This is a genomic window from Stenotrophomonas sp. 107298_Sma, from assembly GCF_056480345.1.
Genome location: NZ_CM151094.1, coordinates 1,016,780 through 1,034,274 on the forward strand (window position 1 = coordinate 1,016,780; position 17,495 = coordinate 1,034,274).

A 17,495-nucleotide genomic window follows, 5' to 3' on the forward strand; every position below is an offset into this window, starting at 1 on the left:
CATGCGTCAGATCATCCTCGATACCGAAACCACCGGCCTGGAATGGAAGAAGGGCAACCGCATCGTTGAAATCGGCTGTGTGGAGCTGTTCAAGCGCCGACCGACCGGCAACAACTACCACCAGTACATCAAGCCGGACTGCGAGTTCGAACAGGGCGCGCAGGAAGTCACCGGCCTGACCCTGGAGTTCCTTGATGACAAGCCGGACTTCGCGCAGATCGCCGACGAGTTCCTGGCGTTCATCGATGGCGCCGAGCTGATCATCCACAACGCGGCGTTCGACCTGGGCTTCCTCGACAACGAGCTTTCATTGCTGGGGCCGCAGTACGGGAAGATCACCGACCGCTGCACCGTGATCGATACCCTGGTGATGGCGCGCGAGCGCTTCCCGGGCCAGCGCAACTCGCTGGATGCGCTGTGCAGGCGGCTGGGCGTGGACAATTCGCACCGCGCACTGCACGGCGGCCTGCTCGATGCGCAGATCCTGGGCGACGTCTACATCGCCCTGACCTCGGGCCAGGAGGAGATCGGTTTCGGGCTGGGCGATGACGATGCCGGCGCTGCCGGTGCGGCATTGCTGGCCTTCGATACCAGCAAGCTGTTGCCGCGCCCGCGCGTGGTGGCCACGCCGTCGGAACTGGAAGCGCACACCGCACGCCTGGAGCGGCTGCGCAAGAAGGCCGGCCACGCGCTGTGGGATGGCCCGAAGGTGGAAGAGCCTGCCAGCGTGTAATGCCTGGGATGGGGTAGTGCCGGCTGCTGGCCGGCAGCGCCGTATCCACGCGTGGCGTGGATCTACCGGTTAGTGGCAGCGCACCAGGATCACGCTGATGTTGTCGCGGCCACCGCCATCGAGCGCGGCCGCGACCAGCGTATCCACGCATTCCTGCGCGCTGGCATCCTCGAAGGCGAGGGTGCGGGCAATGCCGCGGTCGTCCACTTCCTCGGTGAGGCCGTCACTGCACAGGAGCAATTGCATGCCCGGGCGCAGTTCGCCGCTGGTGGTGGCCACGTTCAGATGCGCTGGATCGGTCACGCCCAGTGCCTGGGTGACGACGTTGCGGTGCGGATGCGCACGCGCCTGTTCGGCGGTGAGATTGCCCTGGGTGACCAGTTCCTGCACTACGCTGTGGTCCTGGCTGAGCTGGGCCAGCTGGCCGTCGCGCCACAGGTAGGCACGGCTGTCGCCGACCCACGCCACTTCATAGCGGTTGCCGTGCACGCGTGCGGCCACCACGGTGGTGCCCATCGGCAGGGTGTCGTTGCGGCGGCGCGAGGCGCGGATGATCTCTTCATCGGCAGTACGGATGGCCTGCGCCAGCGGTGCCCCGCGACGGATCTCGCGCACGATGGCCTCGCGTGCCAGCGCGCTGGCGACCTCGCCGCAGGCGTGCCCGCCCATGCCATCAGCCACCAGCCAAAGGCCGAGCTCGCTGTCACCGTAGTAGGTGTCCTCGTTGAGCTCGCGGCGCATGCCGGGATGGGTGAGATGTCCGAATTCGATCATGGTGGGCAACGGGCGCGGTATTGCGGGGGAGACGGGCATCATCGGGTGGTGGCCGGGATCCGGCAAGGCATGCACCCGGGAAATTTTCATCGGGTTGTTCGTAATGACTTGTCGTCGGCCTCACTTCCTCGTATGATGCGCGTCCCCGGTCCGCCGGGGACCACCCGGAGAGGTGGCAGAGTGGTTGAATGTACCTGACTCGAAATCAGGCAGGCGTTTATAGCGCCTCGGGGGTTCGAATCCCCCCCTCTCCGCCAGATAAAAGAAAAAGGGCTGCCGAAAGGCGGCCCTTTTTCTTTTATCTGGCGCGGGACGCGACGCGCTTTGCGCGTCGCCCCACACGTTGCTGCGCAACCTATGGGCCCCTCCCTTTGCCTGCCTCTCCCCGCCCCTGTCGGGGCAGCCTCTCAACAGAGGGGCTTGTTGCTCCAGATGCATCTGTACATCCACGCCATGCGTGGATCTACCCATTCCATCGCGAGCTGCGAGTTAAACTGCCTGCCTCACCTGCTGGAGCTTTCCCCATGACCGCTGAAATCCTCGTCCCCGTTTCTTTCGGCGAGTTGCTGGACAAGATCTCGATCCTGCAGATCAAGTCCGAGCGCATCAGCGACGAAGGCAAGCTGGCCAACGTGCGCAAGGAGCTGTCGGCGCTGGAGCAGACCTGGATGGCGCACCCGGCGGCGGTGAAGGACATCGCCAAGCTGCGTGCCGAGCTGAAGGCGGTCAACGAGCAGCTGTGGGATATCGAGGACGACATCCGCCTGAAGGAGAAGGCGCAGGCGTTCGACCAGGGCTTCATCGACCTGGCGCGCAGCGTCTACCTGCGCAACGATGAGCGCGCGCGCATCAAGAAGGCGATCAACCTGGCGCTCGGTTCGGCGTACGTGGAAGAGAAGTCGTACCAGGATTACGCGCAGCGCGCGTAATCCCGGCCAAAGGGGAGATCCACGCCATGCGTGGATGGCGACTGTCGCTCACCCCAGGTGGTCGGCGACGTAGCGTTCGAACGCAGCGATACCGTCTTCGACGCTGATCAGTTCCATCACGTCATCGAACTCGATCTTGGTGCCCCACTTCAAGTCGGCAGCCTGCTTGCCCAGATACTTGCGCGCGGCGTCGTCGTAGCGGTCCACGCAGTAGCGGCGGTCCGAGTAGGGGCCGCTGCGGTGCGGGTTGCTGGCCGCGTGCAGGCCCAGCACCTTGGCACCCATGGCATTGGCGATGTGCATCGGGCCCGAATCCGGGGTCATCACCAGGTTGGCGCGGGCAAGCAGGGCAGGCAGCTGCTTGAGCGTGTCCTTGCCGACCAGGTCCAGCGCCGGTGTATCCAACTGCGCCAGGATGGCGTCGGCCATGCTGCGCTCCAGTTCGCTGCGGCCGCCACACAACACGACCTTCCAGCCACGCTGTGCGGCGTGGCTGGCAACGGCGGCATAGCGGTCGGCGTACCAGTTGCGGCGCACGTGGCTGGAGCACGGCGAGATCATCAGCACCGGACGGCCATCGTCCTTCCACTGCGCGGCGGCCCAATCAGAGGCCGCCGGCGGCACGGCCAGGTCCCAGCTGACCTCGGTCTGGCGCAGGCCCATCGGCTCGCAGAAGCTGCCAATGGCGTCGAGCACGTGGATGCCGGGGCGGTCGGGAATGCGTTCGTTGATGAAGAGACCATGCAGGTCCTTGGAGCGGCTGCGGTCATAGCCGATGCGGCGTTCGGCCGGAATGAACGCCGACAGCAGGTTGGCGCGGAACGCGACCTGCATCTGCAGCAGTGCCTCGAAGCGACCCGGCGGCAGCTGCTTGCGCAGCTCCTTGACGCCGGCCATGCCGCTCTTCTTGTCATAGGCATGGAAGGTCACGCCGGGCAGGCCCTCGAGGAGCTTGTGACCGGCCTTGTCGATGATCCAGTGGATCGGCGTGTCCGGCCGCGCAGCCTGCAGCGTGCGCACCAAGGGCACCACGTGGGTGACATCGCCGAGTGCGGACAGGCGCAGGAGGCACAATGAGGAGGACGCTGATGCCATGTGTTGTTAGACTCAAAGAAATGGTCGCATTCGACGCCAATGAAGCGCTGACGCCATGCCGCGAGGGTCGCGGCATCGGGGCCATTCTGTTCGACCGCGAGCGGCTGCGGCAAGCCGAGGCCGACCTGTTCTCGCCCCAGCACTGGGGCAGCAAGGCCCGGCCGGTCGGCGAGGGTGGCCGTGGAAGCGCCTGGTTCATCGATGCGCCGTTCGGTACCAGCGTCCTGCGCCACTACCTGCGCGGCGGCCTGGCGGCGAAAATCAGCCATGACCAGTACCTCTGGCGCGGCGCCGATCGGACCCGCAGCTTCGCCGAATTCCGGCTGATGCGCGCATTGCGCGAGAAGAAGCTGCCGGTACCCCGGCCCCTGGCGGCGTTCTACATGCGCGAGGGCCTGCGCTACCGGGCGGCGATCCTGATGGAGCGGATCGAGGGCGTGCGCTCGCTGGCCGATCGCGCGCTGGTTGCCGGCCGTGGAGCGCCTTGGGAAGAAACCGGGCGATTGATCGCCCGCTTTCACCGGGCCGGGCTGGATCATGCCGACCTCAATGCGCACAACATCCTGTTCGATGGCAATGGTCATGGCTGGTTGATCGACTTCGACCGCGGGGTGATCCGCATCCCGGCCACCGCCTGGCGCGAGCGCAATCTGAAGCGCCTGCTGCGCTCGCTGGTCAAGCTGCGCGGCGAGCGCAGCATGGAAGACGTGCAGAAGGACTACATGCGGCTGCGCCGCGCCTATGACATGGCCTGGAACCGGGGCACCTGATGGACTGGTCGTTGCGTTTCCTCGGCGTCGGCAATGCGTCGGCGGTCGAGCTGGGCTCGCCGATGTCGGTGATCGAGCGCGAGGGGAGGCCGTGGCTGACCATCGATTGTGGTGGTGAGGGCCTGACCGCGTTCAAGGGCCACTACGGGCACATGCCGCAGGCGCTGTTCGTCACCCATGTGCACCTGGATCACGTGGCCGGCTTCGAACGGTTGTTCGTCGACACCTTCTTCAGTGGGCAGCGGCGCGGCAAGGTGCGCCTGTACGTGCCGGCGACGGTGGTGCCGCTCCTGCACAAGCGCATCGGCGATTACCCGAACGTGCTGGCCGAGGGCGGCGCCAACTTCTGGGACGCGTTCCAGCTGATCGTGGTGGGCGATGCGTTCTGGCACGAGGGCGTGCGCCTGGAAGTGTTTCCGGTGCGCCACCACTGGCCGGAGACTGCCTATGGCCTGCGCCTGCAGGGTGCGCTGACCTGGAGCGGCGATACCCGGCCGATTCCGGAAATGCTCGCCCGCTTCGCCGATGACAATGAGCTGATCGCCCACGACTGTGGCCTGCACGGCAACCCGTCGCATACCGGCGTGGATGATCTGGAGCGCGAGTACAGCGCTGAACTGCAGGCGCGGATGATGCTCTATCACTACGCCAGCAAAGCCGACGGCCAGGCGCTGGCCGCGCGTGGACACCGTGTAGCCCAGCCAGGGCAGTGCGTGCCGCTGGCCAATCCGACCGCCCCGCACGTCCTGGCCCAGGACCCGCCGTGAGCGCTGCCGGCCGGCCTGCCGATGCGGCGCTGGCTGCCGCACTGGAGGCGCTGGAGCGCGCCCTGCACGGGTCACAGGTGCGCGGTGACCGCGAGCGCCTGGAGGCGCTGCTGGACGAGGATTTCAGCGAAATCGGCAGTTCCGGCCGCTGTTATGGGCGTGCCGCTGCGCTGCAGGAGATTCCGCAGGAGCGGGCGGAGGTTGAGATTGAATCGGGCGACTATGCCGTGTGGCTGCTGTCCGACGGCCTGGCACAGGTGCGCTACCGCAGCCGCTACCACGTTGATGGCCAGGCCCAGTGCTGGGTGTTGCGCAGTTCGCTGTGGCGACGGCACGCGCAGGGATGGCGGGTGGTGTTCCACCAGGGCACGCCTGAAGCACGTTAGCGCCGGGCCATGCCCGGCGAAGAGCGCCAACCAAGGTTGGCAGCCACCAGAAGTGGGGCAGTGCCCGAAAAGGCGGTGGCCCCGCCGGCTGACCTCGGCGCCCGCGTCGATCGATACCGTTGCTGCCTTCCGGCCCTGGCGGGATTTTCGACCTAGCGTCGCGAGGGGCCGACGGGGCCACCATAGAGACGTTGGCCGCCCAGAAGGCGGCCAGTTCGCGGATCAGGGGAAGCAGCGCGCGTCGCGCCGGAGACCACAGCCGGACTGCGCATCGGCTGGCCGATGGCAGGCGCGTATTCTAGCCCAGGCATGCACGCCGGCGCCAGCTTCATGCGCTGAATCAGCTGTAACCCCTGACCGCAGGCAACGGCCCGGGCCAACCGGCGTTGCTAGAATGCCGGCCAGGAGGAACGACCTCCCCCACATCGGGAATCAATGACCAGGACGGCCTGGCCCTACCAAGAGGAGGGCTGTCATGGCCTGGATCTATCTGTTGTTCGCCGGCCTGCTGGAAATCGTCTGGGCCGTGTCCATGAAGCAGTCTGAAGGCTTCACCAGGCTCACCCCTACCGTGGTCACCATCATCGGCATGATCGCCAGCTTCTGGCTGCTTGCGGTGGCCATGCGCAGCCTGCCGCTGGGTACCGCTTATACGATCTGGACGGGCATCGGGGCGGTTGGCGCCTTCGTGGTCGGCATCGTGTTCCTTGGCGAGCAGGTCAGCCCGATGCGGATCGGTGCGGCGCTGCTGATCGTTTCCGGCCTGGTGCTGATGAAACTCTCGAGCAGCTGAATGCATTTAGTTGGGCGGAGAAAGGAATCTCCGCCTGCTGCAGGTATATGCATTTTCGGCAAAACCATTTTGTCCTCCCGTTTTATTTGACGTGCGTCATGAAAATAACGAGCGTGATTCACATGCCGCTGGCGCCATCGGCCGCACAGTGCCGCCATTCGTCATCCGAAATCGGGGAGTTTTCGCCTTGACGGACGCGTTGGCCTGCCTGTTCCAGGTGCGGTCGCGTGAAGATGTGAAGATTTTCAGAAGTTAATGAAGCCAGGCCTTGTTCCCATGTCGGGAACCGGGGTGGGCCGCATTGTCTTCAAAAGAACCTGCCTGCAGTGCCATCCGGTCTTTTCATGGAGATTTACCGATGAACCGCATTTACCGTCTGGTTTTCAATCGTGCCCTCGGCGTAATGCAGGTTGCTTCGGAGGTCGCCCAGAATCCCGGCGGAAGCGCGGTCTGCGCAGGGCGGGTGCCGCGATTGCGGGCGCACCAGTTGGCGGTGGCATTGACTGCCATGCTGGCCAGTGGTTCGGCGTTCGCGGCTTGCTCGACACCGGGACCGAATATCAACTGCACGGGTACCACCAACAACTTCGCGGATGCCACCAATGGTGTCAATGTAACCGTGGCGGCCGGCGCGAATGTAGGAAGCACTGCCGGCCTGGGCAACTCGATGACGTTGAGCGGTAACGGCATCCAGCTCACCAACAACGGCACGATCGGTACCAGCGTAGGTATTTTTGCCGCCTCCGGCGCGGTGCTGGGCAATGCGAGTGGCCAGACGATCACCGTCGACAACACTTCGACCGGCACCCTGCAGGGCTTCATCGATGTCGCCGCCCTGTTGGGTGCGAGTGGGCGTGCGCTGTCCGTGCAGAATGGCGCAAGTGGCGTCACCACGATCAACAACGCCGGCACCGTCAACATGAATTTCCTGTTGGGCGGAATCGGTACGGCCGATGCGCCGGCCATCGTCAGCTACGGCGGGGCGCGAACGGTTCTGAGCAATACCGGAGGGATTACCGGGCGGGTCGGTCTCGCCGGATCGGCGGCAGGCAATTCGGTGACCAACAGCGGCACGATCACCGGCAGCGTCTACCTCGGCGATTCCACGCTGGGGAATACCTTTACCGCCGTATCCGGGTCCAATGTGGCAACTGGGACCGGGGCGTCGGCGGGCATCGATGTGCTGGGCGGTATCTCGGTCTCGCTGGCAGCGGCCGGTACGGTCAACGCAGGTGTCGGTACTGGTGCAGCCAACAACACGCTGGTGCTGCAGAACAGCCCGACCGGCCCAGGCTCCGGCACCGGCGGGGCGCAGACCACGCTGGGCTGGAACCAGTACCTCAACTTCCAGCGGCTGACCGTCAACAGCGGTACATGGAACCTGCAGGGAGCCTGGACCGGAACCGGGCCCACGACGCTCAATGACGGTCTGGTCAATTTCAACAATGCTGCCTCCTTCGGCACCGGGCTGTTCACGGCCAACGGCGGTGCCATTGCCGCCTCCACGGCGGGCCTGAACCTGACCAACGCCTTCAACCTTGGCGGCAACCTTTCCCTCGGTGGAACCAATGCGTTCGGCCTGGGGGGCGTGCTTTCAGGCGCTGGCGGCCTGGCGGTCAACAACACCGGCATCGTCACCCTCGGCGGCGCGAACCTGTTCTCCGGCGGCGTCAACCTCAATGCCGGTGGCCTGCTGCTGGGCAATGCGGGTGCTCTCGGCTCAGGCACCCTCACCGTGGGTGGTCTGGCGTCGCTGGACACCACCGCCGCGTTCAACCTGAGCAACAACCTGATCGTCAGCGGGGGCGGCACGCTCAACCTGCTCGGCAACAACAGTCTCGGCCTCAACGGTTCGATCTCCGGCGCCGGCAACCTGGTCAAGGCGGGGCCGGGTACGCTCACCTTGAATGGTGCCAACCTGCTCACGGGCTCCTTCTCGGTCACCGGTGGTGCGCTGGCATTGGGCGCCGGTGGCAGCCTGTCGCCGACAAGTGCGATCTCGCTGAGCGCAGGGACCAACCTCGATCTCTCGGTTGCGGCCAGCCAGACCATCGGCTCACTCGCCGGATCCGGTGCGCTCAACCTCGGCGCGCACAGCCTCACCCTTGGTGGCCTGAACACCAGCACCAGCTTCTCCGGCGTCATCGGCGGTGTCGGTGGCGCGCTGGTCAAGGTCGGTACGGGTACCCAGACCCTGTCTGGTGCCAATACCTTCACCGGTGGCGTCGCGCTAAACGGCGGCGGCCTGCTGCTGGGCAATGCTGCTGCGCTGGGCAGCGGTGCACTCAGCGTCGGCGGCAACGTGACGCTCGATGGAACCACGGGAGCGCTTGCACTGGCCAACGCGGTCAACCTGGGTGCGGGCAGCATCCTCAATCTGCCCGGCAACCAGGCGCTGACGTTCAACGGCGTGATCGGCGGCACCGGCAGCCTGGTCAAGAATGGGGCGACCACGCTGACACTCAACGGTGCAAATACCTTTGGTGGTGGGCTGGGGCTCAATGCCGGTGGCCTGGTCCTGGGCAATGCCGGCGCGCTCGGAACCGGCACGTTGAATGTTGGCGGTGTGACAACGCTCGATGCCAGCGCGGCGCTGAGCGTGGGCAATGGCATCAACCTCGGTGCAGGTGGCCTGCTCAATGTACTGGGCAGCAATGCACTGACGCTGGGCGGCTCCATCGGTGGTACCGGCAGCCTGGTCAAGAACGGTGCTGCCACGCTGACGCTGGGCGGCGCGAATACCTTCACCGGCGGTCTGGCGATCAATGCCGGCAAGGTCGCGGTAGGCAGCGGCGGAAGCCTGGCGGCCGCTGGTGCGGTCAACCTGACCGGCGTTGGCGCGGACCTGGACATCTCGCTCGGCGGCAACCAGACCATCGGCGCGCTGTCCGGTATCGCCGGCAGCACGGTGACGCTGGGCAGCAGCACGCTCACCTTCGGTGATGCCACCAACCAGACGTTCGCGGGCGTGATCGGCGGTACCGGCGGCCTGGTCAAGCAGGGCACGGGCATCCAGACGCTGAGCGGCGCCAACACCTTCAGTGGGGGCGTTAATCTGGCGGCGGGCGGCCTGCTGCTGGGCAACAACAGTGCGATCGGCAGCGGTGCGTTGACGGTCAGTGGAAACGGTACGCTCGATGGCTCGGCCGCACTGAACCTCGGCAATGCCATCAACCTGAGTGCGGCGCTGGCCCTGCCGGGCAGCCAGAACCTCACGTTGGGCGGCAACATCACCGGCACCGGCAGCCTGACCAAGAACGGTGCCTCGCTGCTGACCTTGAATGGCACCAACACTTTCAGCGGGGGACTGAATCTCAACGCGGGCGGCTTGTTGCTTGGCAATGGCGGCGCGCTTGGCACTGGTGCCCTGAACGTGAGTGGCAGTGCGTCGCTTGACGGCAGCGCGGCGCTGAGCCTGGCCAACAATGTGACCCTGGGCAGTGGGGCTGTGCTGTCGCTGCCGGGTTCGCAGGCGATCACGCTCGGCGGGGTGATTTCCGGAGCCGGTGGCCTGGTCAAGAACGGCGCCAGCACGCTCACGCTCAACGGCGCCAACAACTTCGCCGGTGGGCTGACGCTCAACGGCGGTGGCCTGATGCTGGGCAACGCTGGCGCACTGGGAACCGGGTTGCTTGCCGTGGGCGCGAACGCGACCCTGGGCAGCACGGTGGCATTGAACCTGGGCAATGCCATCGATCTCGACGCCGGTGCGCAACTGAGCCTGACCAGCAATGAGAATGTTGCTCTGGGCGGACTGATCACCGGCACCGGTGGCCTGATCAAGACCGGCACTGGCGTGCTGTCGTTGAACAACAGCAACACCTTCAGTGGTGGCCTGGCGCTGAACGCGGGCGGCCTGTCGGTTGGCGCCAGCGGTGCACTGGGTACCGGTGCGCTGAACATCGGCGGCAATGTTTCGCTGGATGCGAGTGCGCCGGTTTCGCTGGTCAATGCAGTGAACCTGGGCGCCAACACGCTGACCCTGCCGGGCAGCAACAATCTCACCCTGAGCGGCGTGGTGGGGGGAACCGGTGGCCTGATCAAGAACGGCGCCTCGACGCTGACCCTGTCCGGTGCCAATACCTTCCTCGGTGGCGCTACGGTCAACGCCGGTACGCTGGCGCTCGGCGCGGGAGGCAGTCTTGCCGCCGCCGGTGCGGTGGACCTCGCCGGTGCCGGCGCGACGCTGGACATCTCCGCGGCGGGTGCAGGGCAGACCATCGGTGCATTGAACGGCATCGCCGGCAGCCATGTGGCGCTGGGCACGCAAACGCTGACCTTCGGCGGCGCCGGCAACGGCAGCTTTGCCGGTCTCATCGATGGCAGTGGTGGATTGATCAAGGCTGGCGCGGGCGTGCAGACGCTGTCCGGAGCCAATACCTTCAGTGGCGGCGTCGCGCTCGATGCCGGCGGCCTGATCCTCGGCAATGCCGGGGCGTTGGGTACTGGGGCGCTGGGCATTGGCGGCAACGTCAGCCTGGACACGACGGCTGCGCTGGATCTGGCCAATGCGGTGAACTTCGGCGCGGGTTCGCAGCTGACGCTGGGAGGCAGCAATGACCTCAGCCTGGCGGGCGTGCTGGCCGGTGGCGGCAGCCTGGTCAAGAACGGTACGGGCCTGCTGACGCTCAACAACACCAATACCTTCGGTGGTGGCCTGACATTGAACGGTGGTGGCCTGGTGGTCGGTGCGAACGGCGCACTCGGTTCCGGCGCGCTGGCGGTGAATGCCAGTACCACGCTGGATGCAGGCGCCGCGGTGACACTGGGCAATGCAGTCACGCTGGGCTCGGGCGTTGCACTGACATTGCCGGGCAGCAATGCGTTGACGCTGTCGGGTGTGATCGACGGCAATGGCAGTCTGATCAAGAACGGTGCCACCACGTTGACGCTGTCCGGTACCAATACCTACACAGGAGGTACCACCATCAACGCCGGCACACTGGCGCTGGGGGCGGGTGGCAGCCTTGCCGCAGCGGGTGATGTCACGCTGGGCGCAGGCGCTGGCTTCGATATCTCCGGTGCCGGTGGCAGCCAGACCATCGGTGCGCTCAACGGTGCGGGTGGAAGCACGCTGGCGCTGGGCGCAAACTCGCTGACCTTCGGCACAGCGACGAACGCCGCGTTCGATGGCGTGATCAGTGGCGGCGGCGGTCTGGTCAAAGTGGGCGCGGGCGTGCAGACGTTGTCCGGTGCCAACACGTTTGGCGGCGGCGTGACGCTCAACGCAGGCGGGCTGGTGCTCGGCAATGATGCGGCGCTGGGTACCGGTGCATTGACCGTCGGCGGTGCCGCCACGCTGGACACCACCGGCCTGGCAACGCTGGCCAACAACATCGCGCTCAATGCCGGGCTGACCGTGCTCGGCAGCAATGCGCTGACACTCAACGGTGTCCTTTCCGGGGCTGGCAGCCTGACCAAGAATGGCGTCGCGACGCTGACCTTGAACGGCATCAACACCTACACCGGTGGCACCAACATCAATGCCGGCACGCTGGCGCTGGGTGCCGGTGCCAGCCTGGCGGCGAGTGGTACCGTCAACCTCGCCACCGGTGCCACGCTGGATCTGTCTGCCGGCAGCGGCACGCAGGTGTTCGGTACGCTGGTCGGCAACGGTACGGTGAACCTTGGTGCCAACTCGATCGAAGTCGGCGGTGCCACCAATGGCACGTTCAGTGGCTCGATTGCTGGCACGGGTGGCCTGACCAAGGTCGGTTCGGGCATTGAAACGCTGACCGGCACCAATACCTATACCGGCGGCACCTTCATCAACGCCGGCACGCTGGCGATTGGTCCGGGTGGCAGCCTGGCTGCGGACGGGGCGGTGACGCTCACTGCGGCGGGAACCGGCTTCGACATCTCGGCGTCCGGCGCCAGCCAGACGATTGGTTCGCTGGCCGGCGTGAGCGGCTCCACGGTCAGCCTGGGCGCGCAGTCGCTGATCCTCGGCGGCATCGGCAACAGCGTGTTCGACGGTGCGATTTCCGGCACCGGCGGCCTGGTCAAGAATGGCGCCGGCATCCTCACGCTGGGTGGCGCCAATCTGTTCAGTGGTGGCGTTGCACTCAACGGCGGTGGCCTGATGGTCGGCAACAACGCTGCGCTCGGCACTGGTGCGCTGACGGTGGGCGGCAACGCGACGCTGGATGCAACGACAGGCGTCAGCCTGGCCAACAACATCGGGCTTGCAGCGGGTGTCAACCTCGACCTGCTCGGCAGCCAGGCGCTGACACTGGGCGGTGTGATTTCGGGTACCGGTGGCCTGATCAAGAACGGTGCGGCTACCGTGACCCTGACCGGTGCGAATACCTACACCGGAGGCACCACCATCAACAGCGGCACGCTGGCTATCGGTGCTGGTGGCAGCCTGGCGTCGACCGGTGCGGTGAACCTGGCCGGTTCCGGCACCCTCGACATTTCGGCCGGCAACCAGAGCATCGGCTCGCTTGCAGGTGTGGCCGGCAGCACCGTGGCCCTCGGTGGCAGCTCATTGAGCCTGGGCGGCACGGTGGACAGCACCTTCAATGGCGCGATCAGCGGCAACGGTGGTTTGATCAAGAACGGCGCTGGCGTGCAGACGCTCAATGGTGCGAGCACCTTCAGTGGTGGCGTAACGCTCAATGCCGGCGGCCTGGTGGTCGGCAACAATGCTGCACTGGGCACCGGCGCGGTAACGGTGGGGGGTAATGCCACGCTCGATTCGAACACCGCGGTGACGCTGGCCAACAACTTCATCCTCAACAACGGGTTGACTGTACTCGGCAGCAACAACCTCACCCTCAACGGCAGCCTGAGCGGCACTGGTTCGCTGACCAAGGACGGCGCGGCGACGCTGATCTTGAACGGTACCAATACCTATACCGGTGGCACCTTCATCAATGCCGGTACGCTGGCATTGGGCGCTGGCGCGAGCCTGTATGGCAGTGGCATCGTCAACCTGGCTTCGGGCGCGACCTTCGACCTGTCGGCGGGCAGCGGCACGCAGCAGTTCGGCACCCTGGTCGGCAACGGTACGGTGAATCTGGGCGGCAACACCTTGACCATTGGTGGTCCCGTCAATGGCACTTTCGGTGGTTCGGTGGGGGGGACCGGTGGGCTGATCAAGGAGGGCAGCGGCACCCAGACCCTGACCGGTGCCAATACCTTCACCGGAGGCACCACCATCAATGCGGGCACGCTGGCGATTGGCGCCGGTGGCAGCCTGGCATCGAATGGCGCGGTGACATTGGCCAATGCCGGTACAGCGTTCGACATTTCTGCCGGTGGTGCGCAGAGCATCGGATCATTGGCCGGTGTTGCCGGCAGTACGGTCGCGCTCGGCGGCAGCACACTGACCCTCAATGGCGTGGGCAACACCACCTTCGCTGGTGACATTACCGGCACCGGCGGGTTGGTGAAGAACGGGGCGGGTGTGCAGGCCCTGACCGGCGCGAACACGTTCAGTGGCGGCGTGGCACTCAACGCCGGTGGCCTTGCCTTGGGCGACAACGCTGCACTGGGAACCGGCACGCTGACCGTGGGTGGCGACGCCAGTCTGGACGGCACCAGCGCGCTGACGCTGGCCAATACCGTGCAGCTGGCCAGCGGCACGTTGACTCTGGCCGGCAGCAACGCGCTGACCTTGAACGGCCCGATCAGCGGCGCTGGCGGCCTGCTCAAGGATGGCGCAGCAACGGTCACCCTGGGCGGTGCCAGCACCTATACCGGCACCACCACCATCAACAGCGGCACATTGGCGGTGGCGGCCGGTGGCAGCCTGTCCGGTGCCAGCACGGTCAACCTGACCGGCGCCGGCACGTTGGACATCAGTGCCGGTGGCAATCAGAGCATCGGAGGCCTGGCCGGCGTAACCGGATCCAGCGTGGTGCTGGGCGGTGCGACCCTGACCACCGGCGGCAACAACGGCAGCACCACCTTCGGCGGTGTGCTCAGTGGCACCGGCGGCCTGGTGCAGAGCGGCACCGGCACGCTGACCCTGAGCGGCGACAATGTGTATACGGGCGGCACCACCATCAATGGTGGCAGCACGCTGCAGATTGGCAACGGTGGCAGCACCGGCTCGGTGCTGGGCGACATCACCAACAACGGCAGCCTGGTCTACAACCTGGGCAGCACCGCAACCGTAGGCGGCGTGGTCAGTGGCAGCGGTGGCCTGACCCAGGCTGGCAGCGGCACGCTGGTGCTGACCGGAAACAACACCTACACCGGCGGTACCACCATCAATGCCGGCGGCACGCTGCAGGTCGGCAACGGCGGTGCGACCGGCGCGATTGTTGGTGACATCACCAACAACGGTGCGCTGGTATCCAATGTGGCCGGCAACACCACGCTGGATGGCACCATCAGCGGCAGCGGCGGCCTGACCCACGCCGGCGCCGGCACGCTGACCCTGACCGGCAACAACACCTATACCGGCGGCACCACCATCAACGCCGGTGGCACGCTGCAGGTCGGCAATGGCGGCGCGGCTGGCGCCATCACCGGCAACGTCGCCAACAACGGCAGCCTGGTCTTCGACGTGGCGGGCAACACCACGGTCGGCGGCGCGATCAGTGGCAGCGGTAGCCTGACCCAGGCGGGTAGCGGTGTGCTGACCCTGGTCGGCAACAACACCTACTCCGGCGGCACCACCATCAATGCCGGCGGCACGCTGCAGGTCGGCAACGGTGGTGCGACCGGCGCCATCGCTGGTGACATCACCAACAATGGTGCGTTGATTTCCAACGTGGCTGGCAACACCGCGCTGGGCGGCACCATCAGCGGCAGTGGCGGCCTGACCCAGGCTGGTAGCGGTACGCTGCTGCTGACCGGCAACAACACCTACACCGGCGGTACCACCATCAATGCCGGCGGCACGCTGCAGCTGGGCAATGGTGGTGCGACCGGTTCGATCGTGGGTGACATCACCAACAACGGCACGCTGCTGTCGAACGTGGCCGGCAACACCACGCTGGGCGGCACCATCAGCGGCAGCGGCGGCCTGACCCAGGCCGGCAGCGGCACGCTGACCGTGACCGGCAACAACACCTATACCGGCCCGACCACCATCAACGCCGGCGGTACCCTGCAGGTCGGCAATGGCGGCGCCACCGGTGCGATCGGCGGCAGTGTGACCAACAACGGCAGCCTGGTGTTCAACGTGGGTGGCAACACCACCGTCGGCGGCGCCATCAGTGGCAGCGGCGGCCTGACCCAGGCCGGCAGCGGCACGCTGATCCTGGGCGGTAACAACACCTATACCGGCGGCACCACCATCAACACCGGCGGCACGCTGCAGGTTGGCAACGGCGGCGCGAGCGGATCGATCGCCGGCAACATCAGCAACAACGGCAGCCTGGTGTTCAACGTGGGTGGCAACACCACCGTGGGTGGCACCATCAGTGGCAGCGGTGGCCTGACCCAGGCTGGCAACGGCACCATTACGCTTACCGGGAACAACACCTATACCGGTGGCACGACCATCAGTGCGGGCGGCACCGTGCAGGTGGGCAACGGTGGGGCCAGCGGTTCAATCACCGGCAACATCACCAACAACGGTGGCCTGGTCATCAACACCGGTGGCACCACCACGCTGGGCGGCACCATCAGCGGTGGCGGCAGCATCGTGCAGGCAGGTCCGGGCGGCCTGAACCTCGGCGGCAACAGCGGTGGTTTCAGCGGCACCGGTCAGGTCACCGGCGGTGGCCTGAATGTCACCGGCAATATCGGCGGCCAGTGGACCATTGGCAGCGGTACCACGCTATCCGGCACCGGCACCATCGGTGGCACCGGCGGCGGCGTGACGGTATCCAGTGGCGGCGTGCTATCGCCGGGCAATGGCCCGGGCAATGGCAGCGGTGCGGGCAACGGCACCGGCACGATCACGGTGGGTGGCAACCTGACCCTGTCGCCGGGCAGCACGCTGGGCATCGATCTGGGTGCCACAGGCAGCGACACGGTGCAGGTGGGGGGAAGTGCCAGCGTGGGTGGCAGCACCGTGCAGGTGAACACCATTTCACCGAGCACCAGCTACCAGCAGGGCCAGCAGTACACCGTGATCAATGCGGGCGGTGGCGTAAGCGGGCAGTTCGCCTCGGCGACCACGCCGTCGGCCTTCCTGACCATCACCCCGGTCTACACGGCGAACACGGCCAATCTGCAGATCGATGTGGCGCAGACCGCGGCCTTCACCACGGCGGCGAAGACGCGCAACCAGTACAACACCGCTGCAGCGCTGGACAGCCTGCCGCAGAGTGGCTCGGCACTGGGGCTGTACAACACGCTGCTGATGTATGACGCGGGTACCGCGCGCGCGGCGTTCGACCAGCTGTCCGGTGAAGTGCATGCGGCCAGCCGTGCGGTGCTGCTGTATGACAACTACCTGGAAGAAGGCATCCGCCAGCGTCTGGGCAGCGAGCTTCCGACCGTGCGCGGCGAGCGCGCGTCGGCCTGGCTGGCCGGCAGTGGCAAGGTGTTCCGCCAGGACGGTGACGGCAACGGCGATGACATCCGCTCCAACCGCAATGCGCTGATGGCAGGCGTGGACTGGCAGCTGGGCGAGCACGTGGTGCTGGGTGCAGCGGCCGGCAACGAACGGCTGGATACGCGCCTGTACGATCGCAGCTCGCGGGCCCGCCTGCGTGGCAACACCTTCGGCCTGTATGCACAGGGCCAGTGGAGCAACGGCTTCGCGGTCGGTGGCAGCGCGTCGCGCGGTGACTACCGCACGCGCACCACGCGTGAGGTGCCGCTGCTGGGCCAGACCCTGTACAGCCGCCAGGATTCGGACGTGACCATCGCCCAGGTGGAAGGCAGCTGGACCTGGACCCGCGGCAGGACCCAGCTGCAGCCGTATGTGCAGTTCACCAAGCACTGGGTCGACAGTGATCGTGCGGTGGAACAGGGCGGCAGTGCTGCGCTGGTGCTGGAGGGCGGCAAGGACACGCTCAATGTCAGCACCGTGGGCGTGCGTGGGCGCTGGGACGTGGGCAGTGGCGAGCGCTTCCCGGCGCAGCTGACGGTCGGCCTCGGCTGGCAGCATGCATCGGGCGATACCGACGTGGCCAGCCGCAACCGCTTCGCGGTCGGTGGCAACGCGTTCGATGTGTACAGCGCGGTGATGGCACGCAATGCGCTGGTCAGCCAGCTGGGCGTGGCGGTCGGCCTGGGCCGCAACAGCCAGCTGTCGATGTTCGTGCAGGGCCAGCACGGCGATGGTCGCCGCGATGTTGGTGGTCAGATCAACCTGCGCGTCGGATTCTGAGCAGGG

At 66.3% G+C, this 17,495-nt stretch carries 9 protein-coding genes, 1 tRNA gene and 1 other RNA gene; 8 read left to right on the forward strand and 3 right to left on the reverse strand.

Features of this window, described 5'->3' with window-relative positions:
* Window position 1 precedes the first annotated feature (1 nt).
* Window positions 2-733, forward strand: a complete 732-nt coding sequence (gene dnaQ, locus ACZK2G_RS04810) for a DNA polymerase III subunit epsilon (protein ID WP_136639929.1) — start codon at window positions 2-4, stop codon at window positions 731-733.
* A 69-nt stretch (window positions 734-802) separates the two neighbouring features.
* Here the strand turns inward: dnaQ and ACZK2G_RS04815 are convergent, their stop codons facing one another.
* Window positions 803-1,507 (reverse strand): PP2C family protein-serine/threonine phosphatase, encoded by a 705-nt coding sequence (locus ACZK2G_RS04815; RefSeq protein WP_046982835.1) that lies wholly within the window; start codon window positions 1,505-1,507, stop codon window positions 803-805.
* Between the two features lie 166 nt (window positions 1,508-1,673).
* Between ACZK2G_RS04815 and ACZK2G_RS04820 the strand changes: the two genes are divergently transcribed.
* Window positions 1,674-1,764 (forward strand) — tRNA-Ser (locus tag ACZK2G_RS04820).
* Between the two features lie 267 nt (window positions 1,765-2,031).
* Window positions 2,032-2,436 (forward strand): DUF6165 family protein, encoded by a 405-nt coding sequence (locus ACZK2G_RS04825; RefSeq protein WP_046982834.1) that lies wholly within the window; start codon window positions 2,032-2,034, stop codon window positions 2,434-2,436.
* Between the two features lie 48 nt (window positions 2,437-2,484).
* On the opposite strand, the gene ACZK2G_RS04830 is transcribed toward ACZK2G_RS04825, so the two are convergent.
* Window positions 2,485-3,531, reverse strand: a complete 1,047-nt coding sequence (locus ACZK2G_RS04830) for a glycosyltransferase family 9 protein (protein ID WP_478474818.1) — start codon at window positions 3,529-3,531, stop codon at window positions 2,485-2,487.
* Window positions 3,532-3,551: 20 nt separating this feature from the next.
* Between ACZK2G_RS04830 and ACZK2G_RS04835 the strand changes: the two genes are divergently transcribed.
* Genes ACZK2G_RS04835 through ACZK2G_RS04845 form a run of 3 tightly spaced genes read left to right on the forward strand, consistent with a single transcriptional unit; the run spans window position 3,552 to window position 5,454 of the window.
* Window positions 3,552-4,301, forward strand: a complete 750-nt coding sequence (locus tag ACZK2G_RS04835) for a 3-deoxy-D-manno-octulosonic acid kinase (RefSeq protein ID WP_046982832.1) — start codon at window positions 3,552-3,554, stop codon at window positions 4,299-4,301.
* Window positions 4,301-5,068 carry an MBL fold metallo-hydrolase gene (locus tag ACZK2G_RS04840; RefSeq protein ID WP_136639930.1) on the forward strand — a complete coding sequence of 256 codons (768 nt, stop codon included), beginning with the start codon at window positions 4,301-4,303 and terminating at the stop codon, window positions 5,066-5,068. The genes ACZK2G_RS04835 and ACZK2G_RS04840 overlap by 1 nt, the downstream gene beginning before the upstream one ends.
* Entirely contained in the window at window positions 5,065-5,454 is a 390-nt protein-coding gene (locus ACZK2G_RS04845) for a nuclear transport factor 2 family protein (RefSeq protein WP_478474819.1), read from the forward strand. Before ACZK2G_RS04840 ends, ACZK2G_RS04845 begins: the two co-directional genes overlap by 4 nt.
* A gap of 78 nt (window positions 5,455-5,532) precedes the next feature.
* Here ACZK2G_RS04845 and ffs read toward each other — a convergent pair.
* Window positions 5,533-5,629, reverse strand: an RNA gene (gene ffs, locus ACZK2G_RS04850) — signal recognition particle sRNA small type.
* 300 nt (window positions 5,630-5,929) lie between these two features.
* On the opposite strand from ffs, the gene ACZK2G_RS04855 reads away from it, so the two are divergent.
* Window positions 5,930-6,247: a DMT family transporter gene (locus ACZK2G_RS04855; RefSeq protein ID WP_046982829.1), complete on the forward strand. Its 318-nt coding sequence runs from the start codon at window positions 5,930-5,932 to the stop codon at window positions 6,245-6,247.
* Between the two features lie 358 nt (window positions 6,248-6,605).
* Window positions 6,606-17,489: an autotransporter-associated beta strand repeat-containing protein gene (locus ACZK2G_RS04860; protein ID WP_478474821.1), complete on the forward strand. Its 10,884-nt coding sequence runs from the start codon at window positions 6,606-6,608 to the stop codon at window positions 17,487-17,489.
* Window positions 17,490-17,495: the final 6 nt, after the last annotated feature.